Below are 16,092 nucleotides of genomic sequence, written 5' to 3' on the forward strand. Positions count from 1 at the left end.
GGAGCTGCTCACGCGGCTCCTTTTACTTTTGCCCCCAGGGGGTGAGGAGGATAAGCTCATGTCAAACAATGAGATGCAGGTACTATCTGATATCCGCGAGCGAATTGTCCGAGTAGAGACAAAACTGGACTCTATGACTGATGTTCGTGCTACTGCGGAAGAGGCGAAAGAGAAAGCGAATGAAGCACTTCAATACGGCAAGTCTGCACACCACCGTTTGAATGAGGTGGCTGACAACCAAAGATGGCTCTGGCGTACGGTTATTGGTGCGCTAATTCTTGGAGCAATATCATTGCTGTGGAAGGGGATGGCGGTATGAAGACGTTCCTAAATGACAGAGATGGCGTCAGTGAGAAGGACTATCTGCTTCTGATCGCAAGCACTGTCTTTTTTCTTTTCGTAGCGATTGGGCTTATTCTCTCGTTGCTAGGTAAGCCTGTAAATTCGGGCTACCTTGCTCTCTTGGATATGATGGCTCCAGTCCTAATGACAGTGGCGGGTGGCGTGTTCGGTGTACGAGCAGTGCAAGAATTACGCAAACCACGGTCCAATGAGCATGATACGGAAGGAGAGGACTACGATGCCCGTGTCTAAGGTAGACGAGATGCTCAAAGGATACCGTGTGACCAGCCCATATGGACCGCGTGCAGATCCTTTCACAACCAAGCAGGTATTCCATACCGGGATTGACCTGGTTAAAAAACATCGATCACCAATCCATGCCTTTGTCACAGGTGTCGTCACGCACGCAAAAGAAGGTGTAAAAGGATCAGGATATGGGGGCTTTGGAATCGCAGTGGCGGTTAAAGACCGGAACGGCTGCACACACGTATATGCCCATCTACACAGTGCATCCGTCAAGGTTGGCGACCGGGTCGAGTGTGGAGACGTCGTCGGACTGCAAGGCAGTACCGGGCGCAGCACTGGCTCACACTTGCATTACGAGGTTCGACGCGGTGGATTCGGGACACATACCGATCCTGTAGCGTATTTGCGAGAATATTACCAATCTGTTGATAAACCTGTGGATAGAGGAGAGGAAGACACAGTGAAAGCACTGCAACCGTGGAAGCTCCAACTCGCAGACAAGGCGTTGGACAGCCTTGCCAGCAAGAAGGATACAGAAGGCAAAGCCTTGATAAACAACGCAGAGGAGTGGAAAAAACGATTACGAACAGAGCCACAGGCAGTCTTGGAAGACATGTCTTGGCTCATTTTTGTGCTGACAGACCGCGCAACAAACACACCGGATTTTCTTGGCCAACGGAGGAGGATGTAGATCATGAACGTAGAGTTTAAACGCAAGCTTTCATCGCGCAAACTGTGGATGGCATTGGCTGCCTTTATCACGAGCGTGCTGGTGCTGTTTGGAATGGACGGTGACACTATTACCAAGGTAACTGCCATGATTACGGCTCTCGGCTCTGTTGTCGCGTACATGGTGGCCGAAGGATATGTGGATGCAGAGCGTATCAAGAATGATGCAGGAGATTCGGTAGGTACATCAGAAAAAAGCCAATAACTACAGTAGTCCTCCTTCCGGTTAAACTGGGGAGGGCTATTTTTATTATTATGGTCGATTGATGTTAAGCAGGAGTTATTAGTAATGCAGATGTATCACTATTTGTGTGATGTAGCGTATACGGAAAGTAATGAAAAACTGAACAAAAGACTTAAAAAGCGAAGCGTTCTCAGTGTCTTATGGATAGCAAGTACTGAAGATAAGGTGAAATGAAAGAAACGTACCATACATCTCTTTGAACAGTGTTGCATTTAAATCAAAATAAATATTCGACAGACCCTCTCTTCGAGTAATTTACAAGAGGGTCTAATTTGCATACATGTGAAAATAATATTGAATTTGTTTTAGTAAGTACTTTTAATTAGAAAAAATAATTTACATATAAATGAAATTGTAATAAAATTAGAAATAAATCCCATATAAACTTTAAAGTGTAAATAGTGGGATTTAAAACATACATTGTGAAGGGGTAGTAAATTAATGTCTATTAGTGTGTCTCAAAGTGGCCTTTCATCAAAAAACATTCAAGCAATGTATACAGCTAAAAATGCTGCTGTGGCTCAACCAAAAGAAACAGTAAACCAAGATTTAAAAAACAATACAACTGACGCTGACACAGTTCAAATATCTTCTGAGGCACAACAACTTTTAGCAGCTCGTTCAAGTAAACGTGAACCTGGAACGCTTAAGATAGGTGATAATTTAATTACATGGACGATGGAAAAAGGCGTGATACATTTAGATAATGATAAGGACCTTAGAAATGCTATTAGAGAAGATATAAATAATGCTGAGAAGATCGCAGATCAAATTAGAAGTGATTATAGGATGGAATACAATAAGCGATTGGATATATCATCCGACTCTCTAACTTGGGAAATAATCGGTCATATCTATCCAGGACAATTAGCAAGAGCGCTTAAGAAAGTTGATTTTTTAATTCCAGATGTAATCTCTGAAGGATTAGATGAAGTCATTGAACGGACAAAAAAAATAGACATGGGGGAGAGTGGCAAAGATGGAAATAGAATAGTATGGGATGCAATAGCTGACCTACCTAATTGGGTCCAAGATACAGTAAAAAAGGCTTTAGACTAGTGAATTAGTCATGGAAGAAATCATGAGTAAAGTATGTTTTTATTCGAAGAACGAAAGAGTAATAACCATAAAGGAGGGGAAGTATGCAAGCATTTCTTAATTGGTTACTATTCGTTGTGCTATTAATTGGAAGTAGCATTCAACTATTTCTTCATTTTCTTATGGGCGCAGATATTCCGGTAGTACTAAATAAAGGGGAGTTTATTCGGTTTATACAGTATTCTGGCGTATTGTTTGCTCTATTTATGGTTTTCTTGTCGTTACAACGAAGAATCTCCATACTGATCCTCAATACTTTTGTTCAAATCATTATATTTCGTTGGTGGTCAATTATCCTAGAATCATCATTAGAATTGGAAACAAGAGTAGACGAGTTAATTTATAGCAGCCTAACGGGATTGGGTAGTTCGCTGCTAATAATTACTTATTCCCTTATTCTTTTAGTTAAATTACTGAAAGAAACCGGGAAAATCAGACTATAATGCTTTTAATACTTTAACGACTCGGCTTATCATTTGGACAATCCTCATGTATTAAGCAGAAACAGGAATAATGGGTAAAAACAGACGAAGCCCTCCTTCGGATACGTCCAAGGAGAGCTTTTCTAATTTATGGAACAATTGTATGATTGAGAAAAAGCGAGGTGATAGAATGACTTACCACATTTTAAAAGATGTTGGTGAACGCGGCATTCCACTGAGTCTTGATCTTGGCGAGAGACCACAAGTCGTCCTATTTACTGGACCTGAGTGGAAGATGCAAGAAGGCCCAGGATGGGATAGCGTGAAGTTTGATGATGGTCCAGGCTGGGGAATGAAAGCAACAGGACCTGATTGGGGACTGAACTTGGACGGTGGTCCTGGTTGGCAAATGTATGGACCGCCAGAAGGGGGAGGTAGTCCACTGGTAGTTGGACCACCTGACGGCTGGGGAAAAGGTATACTGCTCCACTAAATAGTGGAGCTTTATTTGTTATCTAACTTTTTTCTCTTCTGTAAAAAAGACTTTTTCACATGACAATATTCAAAGGTAAAGTATATAACTAAAAAAAGTAAATGAAACCTTTTGTTACTTGTAATGGAGTGGTAATTATGAATGAAATACCTTTCTTATCAACTTTTGCCAGAGATTACCCTTTTATTATGATCATTGGTTTTGGGGTTTTCCTGATTTCAACAGTTGTAAAGCTAATCAAAGCATTCATTAGATATGCAAAAAAGTCTGACTTCGATAAAATATTCGATACAAAGGATCAACAAAGTTGGGAAACTGGATATAAACAGCTAATGTTTACACTGATACTGATTCTATTCGCTCATTTACTAGGAGGAGGAATAGCCCTTTCAATAGCAAAAAATGATAACGTTTCATATTTTTTGATTTGGCTTGGCGTGCTCGTTCTTACAACCTTATTAATTAGTTTCAGTATCATCATGGTCCATTTGGCCATAAGAAAGTTCGTGGCATTGTACTCAAAACTAATTCGTAAAGAAGAATATGCACCAGATTACAGAAAAAACAAACGGTATTATAAATATCTGCTTCTAACACACTTCGTTAGTGCTTACTTTTCAATATATTGCAGTTCAGCAATTACAATGTATCATCTAATGATCAAAGAAACAGATTGGCTGTCTCTACTCGTCTCAATTTTGGCAAGCACACTTTTTGCTATATTTTATTTTCATTATTCAATTCATTTGTACCGCGATGTGTTTAAGGTAGAAGCTCCATCCGACAAGTATACATATAAAATGATTATCCCACATATAGAAACTGTGCAAAATCAACCGCTTTTTGTTTTGTATTCCTTAGATTCAAATCGGATTGTTTTAGGGAACAAACCAACTGAAATTGAAAGTAATCATTTATACATTTACGATAGGGATAAACATCGATATCTTCTTTTCATGAGGCAAAAGAGCAAATAAAAAAAGCGCTTAAATAGCGCTTTTTTTTATGGTTTTAGGAATCTAATAATCCCAAACACTAAAGAACCTAAAGCAAGTGCCGTACCTATATACCAGAAGATTAAATGTAATTTTGCTTTTCCCACAGTCTTCTCAACAAAATCTTCAGTTGTAACTTTATCTGACTTCACAATATCACGAACAATTGTTTTGACTTTGTCCTCAGTGGGAATAGGTTTTAGTGATTCTGTAATGGCCTGAGAGATAAAATGTTGAATCTCTATTGAGGTAGGCATACTTTCAAGTTTCTTTGTATTCTCCTTAATAAGCAAGACGTTTGTCTCAACACCACTCAACCGGGTATCGATACTTTCTATCTTATTTTCTAGCTTTTCAACTCTTCTCTTAAGGTCATCCATATCACCACCTCCTCCACTTCCGCTTGCCATCTGTTCCAAACCGTGGGACAAATTTATGATTGTATCGTTTAAAGTTGTAATTTGTTTAGAAAGGCCGTCGAGTTCGTCACTCAAACCTATTTTAACATATTCTGCGTGTTTTCTTAAGATGACTTCCGTATATGTATCAGTTTGAACGGGGCTAACTTTCTGCTTTGGAGTATAGCCACCTCTATATACTCCGAAACTAGCATATTCTTCCTTCCGCTCTCGCACTTCATACTTTGGGAGACTCATCCTTCCTCCTCCTCGTTTAAAGTGCTTAATATATCATCAAGTGATCGTTCAAAATCATTGATTTCCTCCTCCTCGCTTATAATGCTGAGCACATCAATAATTTGTTCAAAACTGTTGATTTCCTCTTCATCAAGTTTCAAATCGTATTTGTTACAATCGGCAATTAAACTACCAAATAAATTTTTGATTAATAGGACTTTTTCATCAAATGAAAAATAAAAACTGAAGGATTTGTTATCGACACGTGTAACTTGCAATGCAAACGTACCCTCACTACTGTAAGGAGTATACGAAATTAGGGAATGAGGGTTTTTGGCATACATTTTACATCTGGCAGGAAGATCTTCATGCTTATAAATAAACCAAGCCATTTCATTCTTATATTCATCTGCAATTAGTTCTAAAGCACTCTCTGAACCTTCTAATAAATTTTGCAAATATCTAGCTGCCTTATTGCCATATTTAGGCTGCATGTACTTAGATAAAAAATACGGCCATTCGACAATAAAATTTGGATCCATTGCTATTGATTTTATTTTAGAGGAGAGTTCATCAAGCTCGCCTTTTTTTAATAGAATTTTTTCCTCAAATTCTTTGTAGTCCTCTTGCGAATCTATTTTATTTATGTCCCCTGCTACATCAATCATGATTAGTACCCCCAGCAAATGCCAAATTCAAGGTATTAGTACTTGTTACCTAATAGTACCACTTTTTTACCACCATTTATCATGTATTCTTCGACATTACATTAAGTAATACGACATTTTTCGACAAAACAGTCGATCAGTTCCTTAATAAACTCCTAAATGGAAGAGAAGGAGAGAGTAACAGTAAGGAGAGGCAGAGAAAGATGTTCGCTGCTCAATCAAAAAAATCCCGATAATTATTATTACTTTTACCCCTAACCAATGAAGGTTAGGGTTGTTTTTTATTTGCATGTTCCACTAATGCTCGTATATAATACGAACAAACGTTCTTGTTTTTTGTGGGAGTGGTGACTATGACCTTATCTGATATTGAGCGTAAGGTGCTTCGGATTATCGGAAACTATTCGGCAATGAAACCGAGACCCCCGAGCATTGACGAGATATGCGTAAAGACCGGACGAAGCCGCGAGGACGTGATGTCGGTGCTTGAAGTGTTGGCACGCGAAGAGTACATAGAGTGGCGGCGGTCGGAACCGGATAACATCGAAGTAAATTACATCGTGGGAACGAAAGGGGCGGTAACGTTGGCAAAGAAAATTGATAATCTATTCGCATCCATGCGTTTCGTGCTTCCCGAACAGCGAGAATTGTATCTTTCGATGAAGGAAGACGACAAACTCGTATCCATGCCGATCCTTGAGCAAGATGAGATGGAATCGTTCCAGTACGTCTTGAGAGATGCAGCTCGGGAAGATTATTCTGTCACAGTTTCTTGGTGGAGACCCGTAAAAGGAAACCTGGGAACCACATGTACAATGTGGGGCGTGGTCAAGTGGATTGACCAGAACGGCAGGAGAATTAAGCTTGTGACCGACGAAGATAACCAGTGGATATCTATGGATCACATAACGGCCGTAAAAGCGGACTAAGGAGGACTCTATGGCAAAGTCAACCACACCAAAAAGACCGACTCGGGATGAATTTGAATTAGAAGAATTGGGGAATCTGCTCGTTGAAGCAAAAGAAGATGGTGACGAAAGAGCGTTGACTGTTTGGGGAATGCCTGAAAAAGTGCGCGGACGGATCACGGTACTTGACTCGCGTACCAGACTCGTTCACGTTGAAATAGACGAAACAACAAGGAAAATTCCTTTCTTAGATATTATGAAAGTTAGCTACATATAAAAAGAGAACGTACAAATTGAATGTCTTCGAATAAACTATGACCCGTATCTGTAAAAAAGCAGAGACTGGTCTTTTGTTTATTTTTGGTAGGGGAAAATAGCCACACTTTCCGATATTTACAAAAGAATGTTATTATCATTAATGGAAAACTGTTGCAGAGGTACCACAACATAGAGGAAAGAGTAGGTGCGTTCATACGAGAATTAAAGAGATTGATTATCTAAGGGCTATCAGTGCTATTGCAGTAATCTCAATCCATGTAACAGCGAGTTATGTAGAAACTAGTGTAATGTCGTTTGCTTGGAATCAGGTAGCGCGTTTCGCTGTACCAATGTTTATTCTACTTTCAGGGTTAAGTCTTGCCTTAAGTGACCGGGGGAGCATAGGGAAACGAGAGTTTTTTAAAAGGCGGTATAATAAGATCTTACTACCGTATTTGATCTGGAGCATACTTTACTTTACCTATGCCCAGCGATATAATTTTGGGTCAGCCGAACCCTGGGTTCTTTTAACAACACTAGGGGAGCATATGGTGAAAGGTACGGCTTACGTTCACCTATATTTCTTGGTGATCATTTGCCAACTCTATCTAATATATCCATTCTTGAAGAGTCTTCTACGGACGAAGACGAGTTGGACGCTAACAGTTTCATTTATATCGACCTTAGTAATGCACATGGCAATTTATTTACATGCCAACCAACTCATCGTACTACCTAGCATCAAGGTACCTTATGTTATTCTTTTTCCTGTTTGGGTGTTTTACTTCGTTTTGGGAATGTTCGTGGCAATGAGATTTAATGAAATCTCAGCATTTGTTGGAAAGCTGACGCTCTGGCAAACTTTTGTACCATGGTTTGCCTCTCTGATCGTATTGGTGGTCGATAGTAAATGGACGGACACTTTTGCCTCCTCAACTAAGCCGAGCACTTTGTTGTACACGGTTGTAAGCGCGTTGTTCATGTACAGGTTGTCAACAAGCATGACTGGTTGGCCGAGGAAGGTATTAAACTCGGTCTGTTGGTTCTCTACCCATTCCTTTTTCATTTACCTGATCCATCCTTTGATCATCAGTCAATTGCTGTTTCACTTCAAAGGATTGAGAGTAGGAGATTCAGGAGTGGTAATGTTATTTATACTTACGATTGTATGTTCCTGTGTCCTTGCCTATATTAGCAGTCGGTTTAAATTCGTCCATTTGTTCGGGGGAGTCTTCATCAGACCAAAGCTGAGAAAAGAAATTGATAAAAAGGTAGATTATCCAAATTGAGAAGCCGTTTTAGATTATTGTGAATACCTTTTCTAACTGGGCACCGAAAAACGCCAAAGGTAAACGAACTTTGAATAAACAACAAGGAAAATCCCTTTCCCTGACATTATGAAGGTGAGTTACGAGTAATTACCAGCGCATGTCTCTTTTGGTATTGATACAATTATAGCGGTGATTCTATATGGAATTTATATACCCAATGTTGCTTGAACGAACGGATCAGACGGTCTCAGACGGAAGGTATATCATTGAACCGAAGATTAATAGACATAGGCTAATTCTAATACTAAAGTCAGAGCAATAGGTATTTTCTAAAATTCCTGTAATAGGCAAACCGCCTGGAAAGGCGGTTTGGGGGTTATTGATCACGATCTACTTTAGAGATCAACCAGATATTATTAGTTTTGGTTAACGTTACATTTTCAAAGTAATTTGTAGCCTGTTCTTGTTCAGAAGGAGATGAGCTGACTGTTATAACTAAATGATATTCTTCATCAGAAATTTTATTTACTTTGGTATCAACAATTTTGTCTAGGTGCTGATTATTAAAAATATCTAGCTGTCCTTCTTCAACAGCTTTTTTGGCATCTCCAGTCGTAATGTTCAGGAGAACATCTTTGTTTCCAGCATATTCAGCTTCAATATACTGGGCAGCGATGCCAGTTAGTGTTGCCTCAATGTTCTGATTATCCTCGGAACTATTTGAGCAGGCACAAAGTACAAAGAGTAGGAGTAGATTTATTACAATGAATTGTATTTTTTGCATGGTAAAATCTCTCCTCTATTATCGATAGTTAAAATGTAATGTGGGTGTTAGTCATTCCACCAATTTTTAATTCCACGATATATTTCATATGCCACTTCATCTTGTCCATCACTGGTTTTTAAGTATTTCAAATCAGAACTATTTGAAATAAAACCTGTTTCAGTTAAAACAGCTGGCACGTCAGTACCTCTAAGTACTGCGAGATTACGAGTGTCTTTATAGGGAGCCTTGTAGTCATAAAGAACGGTTGTAACCCTGTCATGAATAAAATCTGCTGCGCTCTTACTAATAGAAATGTCGTGATTATTTGGATAAATTACAGTTGTACCTTTTACACTTTTATTTGTAACAGAATTTAGATGAACACTAATGAACAAATCTGCGTTCTCATCATTTGCAAGGTTGTACCTATCAGAATAATCTACATATTCATCTGAATTACGAGTCATATAAACTGTAGCGTCTAGATTATCCTCAAGATAATCCCTGAGTTTTCTTGCGATTTTTAAATTTAACTCTGCTTCAGTTGTACCGTCACTTGCAACTGCACCAGGATCTTTTCCACCATGCCCGGGATCAATTACGATAACTGGGTTAGTACCGGGATCTGCGCCCAGCGGGACAATTTTACTTTTGCTCTCCTCATCTTCTTCATCGTTCATTCGTTCAAATGGGATAGAAAAATCGTACATATCGAGATTCTTAATTGACTCTCCGTTTACTAAAAACTCCACTTGTTGAATCTCTTCAAATTGAAAAACTGTACCTAAGAAAGAGTCTAAGATAAATCCTACATTATGATTATTCGTTAGGTTGTCTACAAATTCGCTATTGAGGTCAATTACTAATTTATCACCATCAAGTTCTAGATTCTTGATTTCTGTATCCCTAGGAATCTCACTAAAAACATTCCGTTTTTCATATTTGCCTGAAAGCAATTCATTTAGAGCGAACTCAACTTTTTCTATTGTAGATTCAGCTTTAAGTGGAATGTTAACTTTAATTAACTCGTCAGAACCATTCGTGTTTTTTAAAACGATAGTTGCGGTATCTCGTTCTGCAGCAAAAGCCTCTTGCCCAAGAGGTGCTAAAAGTAATAAAGCAGTAATGGTTGAAGCAATTATCCTTTTCACAGAAAACATCTCCTTATTTGGTAATATTTATCAGTTACAATATTAGCACTTGCCAATTTGCTTGTATATAAAAATTTACAATTTTGTATTTTCTGTTATATTTTCCCGGTTGTTAAACATAATAAGTTTCTTGATAGGTTGAGTGACAATCCAGTAGGGATAATGAGTGAACTGCCTTGGCATATGTTCACAATGATGGACTATCTAACAGAAAAATGAACAGTATGAAAGCGATAACCCTCCTTCGGATAATCTGGGGGTCTTTTCTATTTTATGGAACAATTTTAGATTGAGAAAAACGATGTAATAGAATGACTAACCAATTGTCTGATAGTAACAAGGGGGGAATAAAAAAAGAGAAGGAATTTTCCCCCCCTCTCTGCACAACGTTTACCAATCAGGTTCAACTCGATAAGGCTCTGACTTTGGATCATACGCTTCCGATACTACAGGCGAGGAAAAGAACACCACAAGAGCAAAAACCAAAAGTAGCTTCTGCATTAAACTCTCCTCCTTCTATATATTACAAAATATTATCACATATGTTTTCAATTAACTCCATGTGTTCAAAGGACAGATTTTTATTGTTAGTTCGATGATGGCGTAGGAAAAGCCGTATGCCTTCGATGACCTCTGTAGCTATGCCTATGTGCTTGTAATATTTGATACTCTCGATCAGGCTATGAAAACCCTGATCATATCTCTCCATTGAGATTAAGCACAACGCCTTACGTCTGTAGTATTGGGCCAGTGTCTTAATTCGGTACGGATGCTGCGGCATTCTCTCTGGCAGAAACTGATCCTCCGTTTCGATCAATAGCATGAGATCGTCTGTCTTTCCAGCCTCCAAATACGATTCCATGAGGTCGACGACGATGGATATACGCCCTTCTCTGTTAGTCTCGTTTAAGCAGACGTTGAACAAACTGATTGCGTCCTCATGCTGCCCTTTTTTCGCAAGTAGAGTAGCGCGAAAATGGTTCTTTCGAAAATCAGCGTATTCGCTGTTTTCGTACTCTTTTAGGTAGATGTCAGCAACATGGAAGTCTCCAAAGTAAATGCACGAGTTGAATAGGGAGATATATGCAGATGCTTTAGGTCTGTTATCTGACCGATCCTCTCGTAAACCGAGCCTACATAAATCGATACTTTCGTCGTGCAAGTCGAGTATGTTGGCGTGAACGCCCATTTTATAATAGTAATCGATTCGATCTTCTACATAGAGATGCTCGACATAGAGAAGCAGTTCCTTCCCACGTCGATACGTTTCCTCGAAACGAGAGAAGTCGTCACGCTCAATCAAATACCTTTCATACAAGGCGTTTGCTAGATATGAGGGTATTCCCCTGCTTCTTGCGAAACTAATAATCGTATCGCACAAGATGCGTTTTATTCGTTTGTTCTCTGTATCTCTGGCTGTACTGGCGATATGATCTAACGCTCTAAACGTATCGATCTTTGGTGACTCTAAATAATGCGTAGCAACTTTAGCGACAAGAGCTTCCCATCCTTCGTGGATAACCTCTGCAAGGACGAGTTCTAATGTCTTAGGATGATGTGTAGTGTCTACAAATGCGTTTATGATGATGCTGGGTGCTATATCGATGGCTTCCGCTATCTTTCTCCAAGTGGCATAGCTGGGCCGCTTAGTCTCTCCTGTTTCAATTAATGATATGGTACTTTTACTGACTCCTGACAATTCCGAAAGGTCTGCTAGTGTTAGATTGCGTCGACTACGATGACTGCTAATGAGTTCACCTAATGAAAGCGACACCTCATTAAGCCCCCTTTTCCCAAATTCTGTATTTTATTTCACTTTACCACAAAAAAATTTGGATGGGTAAACATTTTTCCAGTAAATGCAAAATATTTGCTGGGTTTTTTGTTGCTGAAACTAAAACTGATAAAGACAAGTGGCGGAATGAAATCGTGAACAAGTTTTTCACCAAGGAAGAACGTGCAAAATACATTGAAAAATTTGTGAAGGCGGAGTAAAAAGGAAAGCCCTAGAACATAATCTCTAGGACTCTCGTCGTGACCATATTTTGACCATATTTCTATCAGAAAGTATCTTAAATAAACGGAACCTAAGATGTAAATCTTCCTATTAATATGCGGAAACCTTAAAGAACCGAAACCAACAATGAAAGAGCGTAAGAAATACGGCTTGAAAGCAGCTCGTCGCGCACCTCAATTCTCCAAGCGCTAATTGCTGTTCGATACAAACCCCTTGTCTGTTCGCAGGCAGGGGGTTTTTCCTTTTCACAAAAGGGTATATTTGTCCATGTTTGTCCATATGATGGAACGAGAATGGGACAAAGGGGACGATACACTGTGACACGAAAAGGAGTAGGCTGGATATTGGCTTTTGCGGTACTCATGCTGTTGTTCACCTACGAAGCGCCTGATCGCTCTTCCTGGCAGGCATGGTCGCTGCCGCTGACAGGAACGGTTATAGCCATTGATCCAGGGCATGGGGGACTAGACGGCGGTGCCGTTTCCAAAGGCGGTGATGTGGTTGAAAAGGAAGTGACCTTGGCCATTAGCATGTACTTGCGGGATTTCCTCCAGCAGTCGGGTGCATTTGTGGTCATGACGAGGGAAGAAGATAAGGATTTGGCTAGTCCGGATGCAGCGCAAGCACGTAAACGAAAATCTGAGGATATTCGAAACAGGGTGAAGCTGGTCAATGATAGTACACCAGACTTTTTGGTCAGTATTCATGTGAATTCTATCCCTTCTCCGAAATGGTCGGGAGCGCAGACTTTCTATTCCCCCACCTTCAAAAAGAGCCAAGAAGTTTCCTATCTGATCCAAGATGAAATCAAACGGGTGATCGGTCATACAGATCGGGTCCCGAGTAAGACTAACAATGTGTTCTTGATTCGGGAGGTTAACTGCCCGGCCGTTTTGGTAGAAGTAGGCTTTGTCAGCAATACGGAGGAGGCAAAGCGACTTCAGAGCGTCGAATACCAAAAGGCTATGGCGAATGCCATTTATCAAGGGATCTTGCGTCAGTACTCGGGAGAAAAAGCGCCAATTACACCTTAAGAGGGCGATGATCGTGTCCCGACCGCCCGAATATGCTATAATGAACGCGCATAGGCTGTCGTTATACCAGCATGAAAATGTTTGAAAAGATCATAGATGAGGTGAACCAAAATGTTGACCAGAGAACAGGTTCTCGAAGCACTACGCGATGTAAAAGACCCTGAAATTAATCGTAGCTTGGTCGAGCTCAACATGATTCGGGATATCCATATTGAAGGCAAGAGAGTAAGCCTCACAGTCGTTCTGACGATTTCGGGCTGTCCGCTCAAAGCCAAGATCGAGGACGATGTTATCGCAGCTGTGAAAGCGCTAGGAGCGGAAGAAGTACGCCTGCAATTCGGTTCGATGACAGACGAGGAACGTGCGGCTTTGTCTGCTCAGCTTCGCAAGAACCAAGGTGGGCAAACACATAACATGACACCGGGACAAGCTCCCCTCCTGAACCCGATCTTGGCGAAAGATTCGAATACGACCTTTATCGCGGTCACTTCCGGAAAAGGTGGCGTCGGAAAATCGACGGTGACCGTGAACCTGGCTGTTGCCCTCGCGCGTTTAGGAAAAAAAGTAGGCATTATCGACGCAGACATTTACGGCTTTAGTGTGCCAGATATGATGAATATTGAACAACGTCCAACCGTGATTGGTGAAACCATTCTGCCTGTTGAAAAGCAAAACGTAAAGGTTATGTCCATGGGCTTTTTTGTGGAGGACAACTCTCCGATCATTTGGCGTGGCCCTATGTTGGGGAAAATGCTGCGTAACTTTTTTACGGAAGTGCATTGGGGTGAAGAATTGGACTACCTCTTGCTGGACTTGCCTCCAGGAACGGGAGATATGGCCCTCGACGTGCACACCATGATTCCGCAAAGCATGGAGATTGTGGTAACGACTCCTCATGCTACTGCAGCATTTGTCGCAGCTCGGGCAGGGGCTATGGCAAAGCGGACCGGTCATGAAATCCTCGGCATTGTGGAGAACATGGCGTGGTACGAAGCAAAGGATGGTTCGAAAGAGTACGTATTCGGGCGTGGTGGAGGAGCTAAGCTTGCCGAGACATTGACATGTGAGCTGCTCGCTCAAATTCCGCTGGGCCAACCGGAGAATCATCCATCTGAACCTGATTATTCCCCATCCATCTATGGAGAAAAGACGGAAATTGGTCAGATCTACATCGATATGGCAAAACGTGTTGTAGAAAAATGCGGGGAAACTGTGCAACGATAAAAATGTACGTAAAAAAGGTGGGCTCTATTTAAAGAGCTCACCTTTGCATTTAGGAAGAACTGCCTCCGCCGCCGCCTCCACCGGAATCGCCACCACCACCACCGCCACCTTCTTTTCCCTTCCCTTTTTTCTTTGGCTTGAGCTCCTTCGGTTTTGTCATGTCCTCAGATACTTTGGTCATGATCTTCATGAGTTCAGCCTGGAACAAAGGACTTTGCAAGGAATCCTTCATCACTTGCATAGTTTGTTGTCGATAAGCAGAGCTTTTCATCAGGTCCATCAAATTTTTCTCAAACTCAGGGTCTTTCATGACGCTAATGAGCTCTTTTTGGTATTCAGGGTCCTTCATCAGGTCCTTCATGAGCGTTTTTTGCTCGTTTTTCATGGATTTCGCCATGGCGCTTGCAAACTTCGGGTCTTTAAACGCTTCTTTGATGTGCGGACTATTGGGATTCGTCATGCTTTGAATCAAGGTTGTCCGCACAGTTGACTCGTCGAGCATCAGGCTTTGCTTAAACTTTTCATCCTTCATCATCTTGCTAACAGATTGCTTCGCTTCGTCCGTCTGTAATATGTCCAGCACCATGTCTTTGACGCTTTTATAATCAGGCTGAGACGAACTTTGCGCTTGTCCGCCACCCCCGCAACTGGTTAGCACCAGACAGACAAGAGCGGTTAACCAAAAAGACATCGTCTTTTTTCTCATGGGGTGGACACCTCCTTCTTTACTCTGCCTACAAGTAACGTGTGCATTTTGTTTTGTTCTTACGCTAGTATTTTCTTGTATCCATTGGTACAATCATATTCGATGTGGATGGGAGGGAATACTTGGTGAGTTTGCGTAAGTATGGCTGGCTTTTTATTACCACGCTCTTGCTTGGGGGATTAGGTGGGATCCTGGTTGCCCTTATTTTTGATTTGGACAAGCTGCTTGTGGGAAGCACCGGTAACTTTTTTGTCGGCTTGTTCATGTATCTACTGTATGGAATGACCATTAGTATTGTGGCTCAGATGGGTTTTTTTGCGTATATGACAATTAATTATTTCGCCAAAACGATATTTAAAACGGCTTCGCTGTGGAAAAGCGTCCAAGTATTTCTTATTTTGTTTGTCTTTTTCGATATGATTTATCTTCGCTATACGTCCTTCGGTGAAGGAAAAGGATTTAGTACGTACTTTATTGAGCCAACGCTATTATTGATTATCGCTATTGTTACCGCATATGGAAAAGTGAGTCTGACCAATAAATCTGCATGGATACCGACGACGTTCTTTATGTTTGTCGTTACGGGACTGGAATGGATTCCAGCATTGAAAGAAGATAATGTGCGTGCCACTCTGTCCATGCTCGTTCCACTATTGTTTTGTAACGTCTGGCAAGTCATGCAATTGCACCGTCTGGTAAAAAGAGAAAGCTGACCCAATGAAGGTCAGCTTTTTTTGTTTTACTGAATTTCTTTGCTGTCTACACTTGTACCCGAAATGAGTTCAGATACCGTAACGAATTCATAACCATCCTTGCGAAGTTGATCAATGATCACAGGGAGGGCAAGATGTGTATCTTTCGCGGAGTCGCTCGCGTGCATCAGGA

Annotated in this window: 20 protein-coding genes and 1 pseudogene (1 of these 21 cut by a window edge); 14 read left to right on the forward strand and 7 right to left on the reverse strand. The window is 40.9% G+C overall.

Annotated elements, in window-relative coordinates:
- The first annotated feature begins 58 nt into the window (after nucleotides 1–58).
- The 7 genes from ACKKE8_RS01795 to ACKKE8_RS01825 all read left to right on the forward strand — a co-directional run bounded on the left by ACKKE8_RS01795 (nucleotide 59) and on the right by ACKKE8_RS01825 (nucleotide 4,551).
- Entirely contained in the window at nucleotides 59–319 is a 261-nt protein-coding gene (locus tag ACKKE8_RS01795) for a hemolysin XhlA family protein (protein WP_106836278.1), read from the forward strand.
- Entirely contained in the window at nucleotides 316–594 is a 279-nt protein-coding gene (locus ACKKE8_RS01800; protein WP_409176676.1) for a hypothetical protein, read from the forward strand. Before ACKKE8_RS01795 ends, ACKKE8_RS01800 begins: the two co-directional genes overlap by 4 nt.
- The gene (locus ACKKE8_RS01805) at nucleotides 581–1,279 is read left to right on the forward strand and encodes a peptidoglycan DD-metalloendopeptidase family protein (RefSeq protein ID WP_409176677.1); all 699 of its coding nucleotides are present in this window, start codon (nucleotides 581–583) and stop codon (nucleotides 1,277–1,279) included. Before ACKKE8_RS01800 ends, ACKKE8_RS01805 begins: the two co-directional genes overlap by 14 nt.
- Before the next feature lie 3 nt (nucleotides 1,280–1,282).
- Complete coding sequence (locus ACKKE8_RS01810) at nucleotides 1,283–1,522, forward strand: hypothetical protein (protein WP_409176678.1); 240 nt, start codon at nucleotides 1,283–1,285, stop codon at nucleotides 1,520–1,522.
- A 480-nt stretch (nucleotides 1,523–2,002) separates the two neighbouring features.
- Nucleotides 2,003–2,620, forward strand: a complete 618-nt coding sequence (locus ACKKE8_RS01815; RefSeq protein ID WP_409176679.1) for a hypothetical protein — start codon at nucleotides 2,003–2,005, stop codon at nucleotides 2,618–2,620.
- Nucleotides 2,621–3,271: 651 nt separating this feature from the next.
- Complete coding sequence (locus ACKKE8_RS01820; protein WP_409176680.1) at nucleotides 3,272–3,574, forward strand: hypothetical protein; 303 nt, start codon at nucleotides 3,272–3,274, stop codon at nucleotides 3,572–3,574.
- Between the two features lie 137 nt (nucleotides 3,575–3,711).
- On the forward strand, nucleotides 3,712–4,551 hold the full coding sequence (locus ACKKE8_RS01825) for a hypothetical protein (protein ID WP_409176681.1): 840 nt from the start codon (nucleotides 3,712–3,714) through the stop codon (nucleotides 4,549–4,551).
- Nucleotides 4,552–4,577: 26 nt separating this feature from the next.
- Here ACKKE8_RS01825 and ACKKE8_RS01830 read toward each other — a convergent pair whose 3' ends face one another.
- Nucleotides 4,578–5,225 carry a hypothetical protein gene (locus ACKKE8_RS01830; RefSeq protein ID WP_409176682.1) on the reverse strand — a complete coding sequence of 216 codons (648 nt, stop codon included), beginning with the start codon at nucleotides 5,223–5,225 and terminating at the stop codon, nucleotides 4,578–4,580.
- Nucleotides 5,222–5,872: a hypothetical protein gene (locus ACKKE8_RS01835; protein ID WP_409176683.1), complete on the reverse strand. Its 651-nt coding sequence runs from the start codon at nucleotides 5,870–5,872 to the stop codon at nucleotides 5,222–5,224. The genes ACKKE8_RS01830 and ACKKE8_RS01835 overlap by 4 nt, the downstream gene beginning before the upstream one ends.
- 353 nt (nucleotides 5,873–6,225) lie before the next feature.
- On the opposite strand from ACKKE8_RS01835, the gene ACKKE8_RS01840 reads away from it, so the two are divergent.
- The 3 genes from ACKKE8_RS01840 to ACKKE8_RS01850 all read left to right on the forward strand — a co-directional run bounded on the left by ACKKE8_RS01840 (nucleotide 6,226) and on the right by ACKKE8_RS01850 (nucleotide 8,327).
- The gene (locus ACKKE8_RS01840) at nucleotides 6,226–6,801 is read left to right on the forward strand and encodes a YolD-like family protein (RefSeq protein ID WP_409176684.1); all 576 of its coding nucleotides are present in this window, start codon (nucleotides 6,226–6,228) and stop codon (nucleotides 6,799–6,801) included.
- Nucleotides 6,802–6,811: 10 nt separating this feature from the next.
- Entirely contained in the window at nucleotides 6,812–7,057 is a 246-nt protein-coding gene (locus ACKKE8_RS01845; RefSeq protein ID WP_409176685.1) for a YolD-like family protein, read from the forward strand.
- A 253-nt stretch (nucleotides 7,058–7,310) separates the two neighbouring features.
- Nucleotides 7,311–8,327 (forward strand): acyltransferase, encoded by a 1,017-nt coding sequence (locus ACKKE8_RS01850; RefSeq protein WP_409179057.1) that lies wholly within the window; start codon nucleotides 7,311–7,313, stop codon nucleotides 8,325–8,327.
- Nucleotides 8,328–8,685: 358 nt separating this feature from the next.
- Here the strand turns inward: ACKKE8_RS01850 and ACKKE8_RS01855 are convergent, their stop codons facing one another.
- From ACKKE8_RS01855 to ACKKE8_RS01865, 3 genes are all read right to left on the reverse strand, one after another.
- A complete protein-coding gene (locus ACKKE8_RS01855; protein WP_409176686.1) occupies nucleotides 8,686–9,093 on the reverse strand; it encodes a hypothetical protein in 408 nt (135 codons plus the stop codon).
- 47 nt (nucleotides 9,094–9,140) lie between these two features.
- On the reverse strand, nucleotides 9,141–10,226 hold the full coding sequence (locus ACKKE8_RS01860; RefSeq protein WP_409176687.1) for an N-acetylmuramoyl-L-alanine amidase: 1,086 nt from the start codon (nucleotides 10,224–10,226) through the stop codon (nucleotides 9,141–9,143).
- Nucleotides 10,227–10,749: 523 nt separating this feature from the next.
- Complete coding sequence (locus ACKKE8_RS01865) at nucleotides 10,750–12,000, reverse strand: helix-turn-helix domain-containing protein (RefSeq protein ID WP_409176688.1); 1,251 nt, start codon at nucleotides 11,998–12,000, stop codon at nucleotides 10,750–10,752.
- A 363-nt stretch (nucleotides 12,001–12,363) separates the two neighbouring features.
- Here ACKKE8_RS01865 and rpsI point away from each other — a divergent pair.
- The 3 genes and pseudogenes from rpsI to ACKKE8_RS01880 all read left to right on the forward strand — a co-directional run.
- Nucleotides 12,364–12,435: pseudogene (rpsI, locus tag ACKKE8_RS01870) on the forward strand (30S ribosomal protein S9); the annotation flags it as partial.
- A 125-nt stretch (nucleotides 12,436–12,560) separates the two neighbouring features.
- Nucleotides 12,561–13,277 (forward strand): N-acetylmuramoyl-L-alanine amidase CwlD, encoded by a 717-nt coding sequence (gene cwlD / locus ACKKE8_RS01875; RefSeq protein ID WP_409176689.1) that lies wholly within the window; start codon nucleotides 12,561–12,563, stop codon nucleotides 13,275–13,277.
- A gap of 111 nt (nucleotides 13,278–13,388) precedes the next feature.
- The gene (locus tag ACKKE8_RS01880; RefSeq protein WP_409176690.1) at nucleotides 13,389–14,501 is read left to right on the forward strand and encodes a P-loop NTPase; all 1,113 of its coding nucleotides are present in this window, start codon (nucleotides 13,389–13,391) and stop codon (nucleotides 14,499–14,501) included.
- A gap of 49 nt (nucleotides 14,502–14,550) precedes the next feature.
- On the opposite strand, the gene gerD is transcribed toward ACKKE8_RS01880, so the two are convergent.
- On the reverse strand, nucleotides 14,551–15,207 hold the full coding sequence (gene gerD / locus ACKKE8_RS01885; protein WP_409176691.1) for a spore germination lipoprotein GerD: 657 nt from the start codon (nucleotides 15,205–15,207) through the stop codon (nucleotides 14,551–14,553).
- Between the two features lie 125 nt (nucleotides 15,208–15,332).
- Here gerD and ACKKE8_RS01890 point away from each other — a divergent pair, with 125 nt between their 5' ends.
- Nucleotides 15,333–15,920 carry a KinB-signaling pathway activation protein gene (locus ACKKE8_RS01890; protein WP_409176692.1) on the forward strand — a complete coding sequence of 196 codons (588 nt, stop codon included), beginning with the start codon at nucleotides 15,333–15,335 and terminating at the stop codon, nucleotides 15,918–15,920.
- Between the two features lie 26 nt (nucleotides 15,921–15,946).
- Here the strand turns inward: ACKKE8_RS01890 and pdaB are convergent, their stop codons facing one another.
- Nucleotides 15,947–16,092, reverse strand: partial view of a polysaccharide deacetylase family sporulation protein PdaB gene (gene pdaB, locus ACKKE8_RS01895; RefSeq protein WP_409176693.1) — the end only. It continues 625 nt past the right edge of the window; the window shows 146 of its 771 coding nt (coding positions 626–771); the start codon falls outside the window, past its right edge; its stop codon occupies nucleotides 15,947–15,949.

Source organism: Brevibacillus fortis (assembly GCF_046196545.1).
Classification (GTDB): Bacteria; Bacillota; Bacilli; order Brevibacillales; family Brevibacillaceae; genus Brevibacillus; species Brevibacillus fortis_A.

What these genes read in the sequence shown, in the direction of transcription:
- ACKKE8_RS01795 (WP_106836278.1), top strand. Translation starts at nt 59, where the DNA reads ATGTCAAACAATGAGATGCAGGTACTATCTGATATCCGCGAGCGAATT.
- ACKKE8_RS01800 (WP_409176676.1), top strand. Translation starts at nt 316, where the DNA reads ATGAAGACGTTCCTAAATGACAGAGATGGCGTCAGTGAGAAGGACTAT.
- ACKKE8_RS01805 (WP_409176677.1), top strand. Translation starts at nt 581, where the DNA reads ATGCCCGTGTCTAAGGTAGACGAGATGCTCAAAGGATACCGTGTGACC.
- ACKKE8_RS01810 (WP_409176678.1), top strand. Translation starts at nt 1,283, where the DNA reads ATGAACGTAGAGTTTAAACGCAAGCTTTCATCGCGCAAACTGTGGATG.
- ACKKE8_RS01815 (WP_409176679.1), top strand. Translation starts at nt 2,003, where the DNA reads ATGTCTATTAGTGTGTCTCAAAGTGGCCTTTCATCAAAAAACATTCAA.
- ACKKE8_RS01820 (WP_409176680.1), top strand. Translation starts at nt 3,272, where the DNA reads ATGACTTACCACATTTTAAAAGATGTTGGTGAACGCGGCATTCCACTG.
- ACKKE8_RS01825 (WP_409176681.1), top strand. Translation starts at nt 3,712, where the DNA reads ATGAATGAAATACCTTTCTTATCAACTTTTGCCAGAGATTACCCTTTT.
- ACKKE8_RS01830 (WP_409176682.1), bottom strand. Translation starts at nt 5,225, where the DNA reads ATGAGTCTCCCAAAGTATGAAGTGCGAGAGCGGAAGGAAGAATATGCT.
- ACKKE8_RS01835 (WP_409176683.1), bottom strand. Translation starts at nt 5,872, where the DNA reads ATGATTGATGTAGCAGGGGACATAAATAAAATAGATTCGCAAGAGGAC.
- ACKKE8_RS01840 (WP_409176684.1), top strand. Translation starts at nt 6,226, where the DNA reads ATGACCTTATCTGATATTGAGCGTAAGGTGCTTCGGATTATCGGAAAC.
- ACKKE8_RS01845 (WP_409176685.1), top strand. Translation starts at nt 6,812, where the DNA reads ATGGCAAAGTCAACCACACCAAAAAGACCGACTCGGGATGAATTTGAA.
- ACKKE8_RS01855 (WP_409176686.1), bottom strand. Translation starts at nt 9,093, where the DNA reads ATGCAAAAAATACAATTCATTGTAATAAATCTACTCCTACTCTTTGTA.
- ACKKE8_RS01880 (WP_409176690.1), top strand. Translation starts at nt 13,389, where the DNA reads ATGTTGACCAGAGAACAGGTTCTCGAAGCACTACGCGATGTAAAAGAC.
- gerD (WP_409176691.1), bottom strand. Translation starts at nt 15,207, where the DNA reads ATGAGAAAAAAGACGATGTCTTTTTGGTTAACCGCTCTTGTCTGTCTG.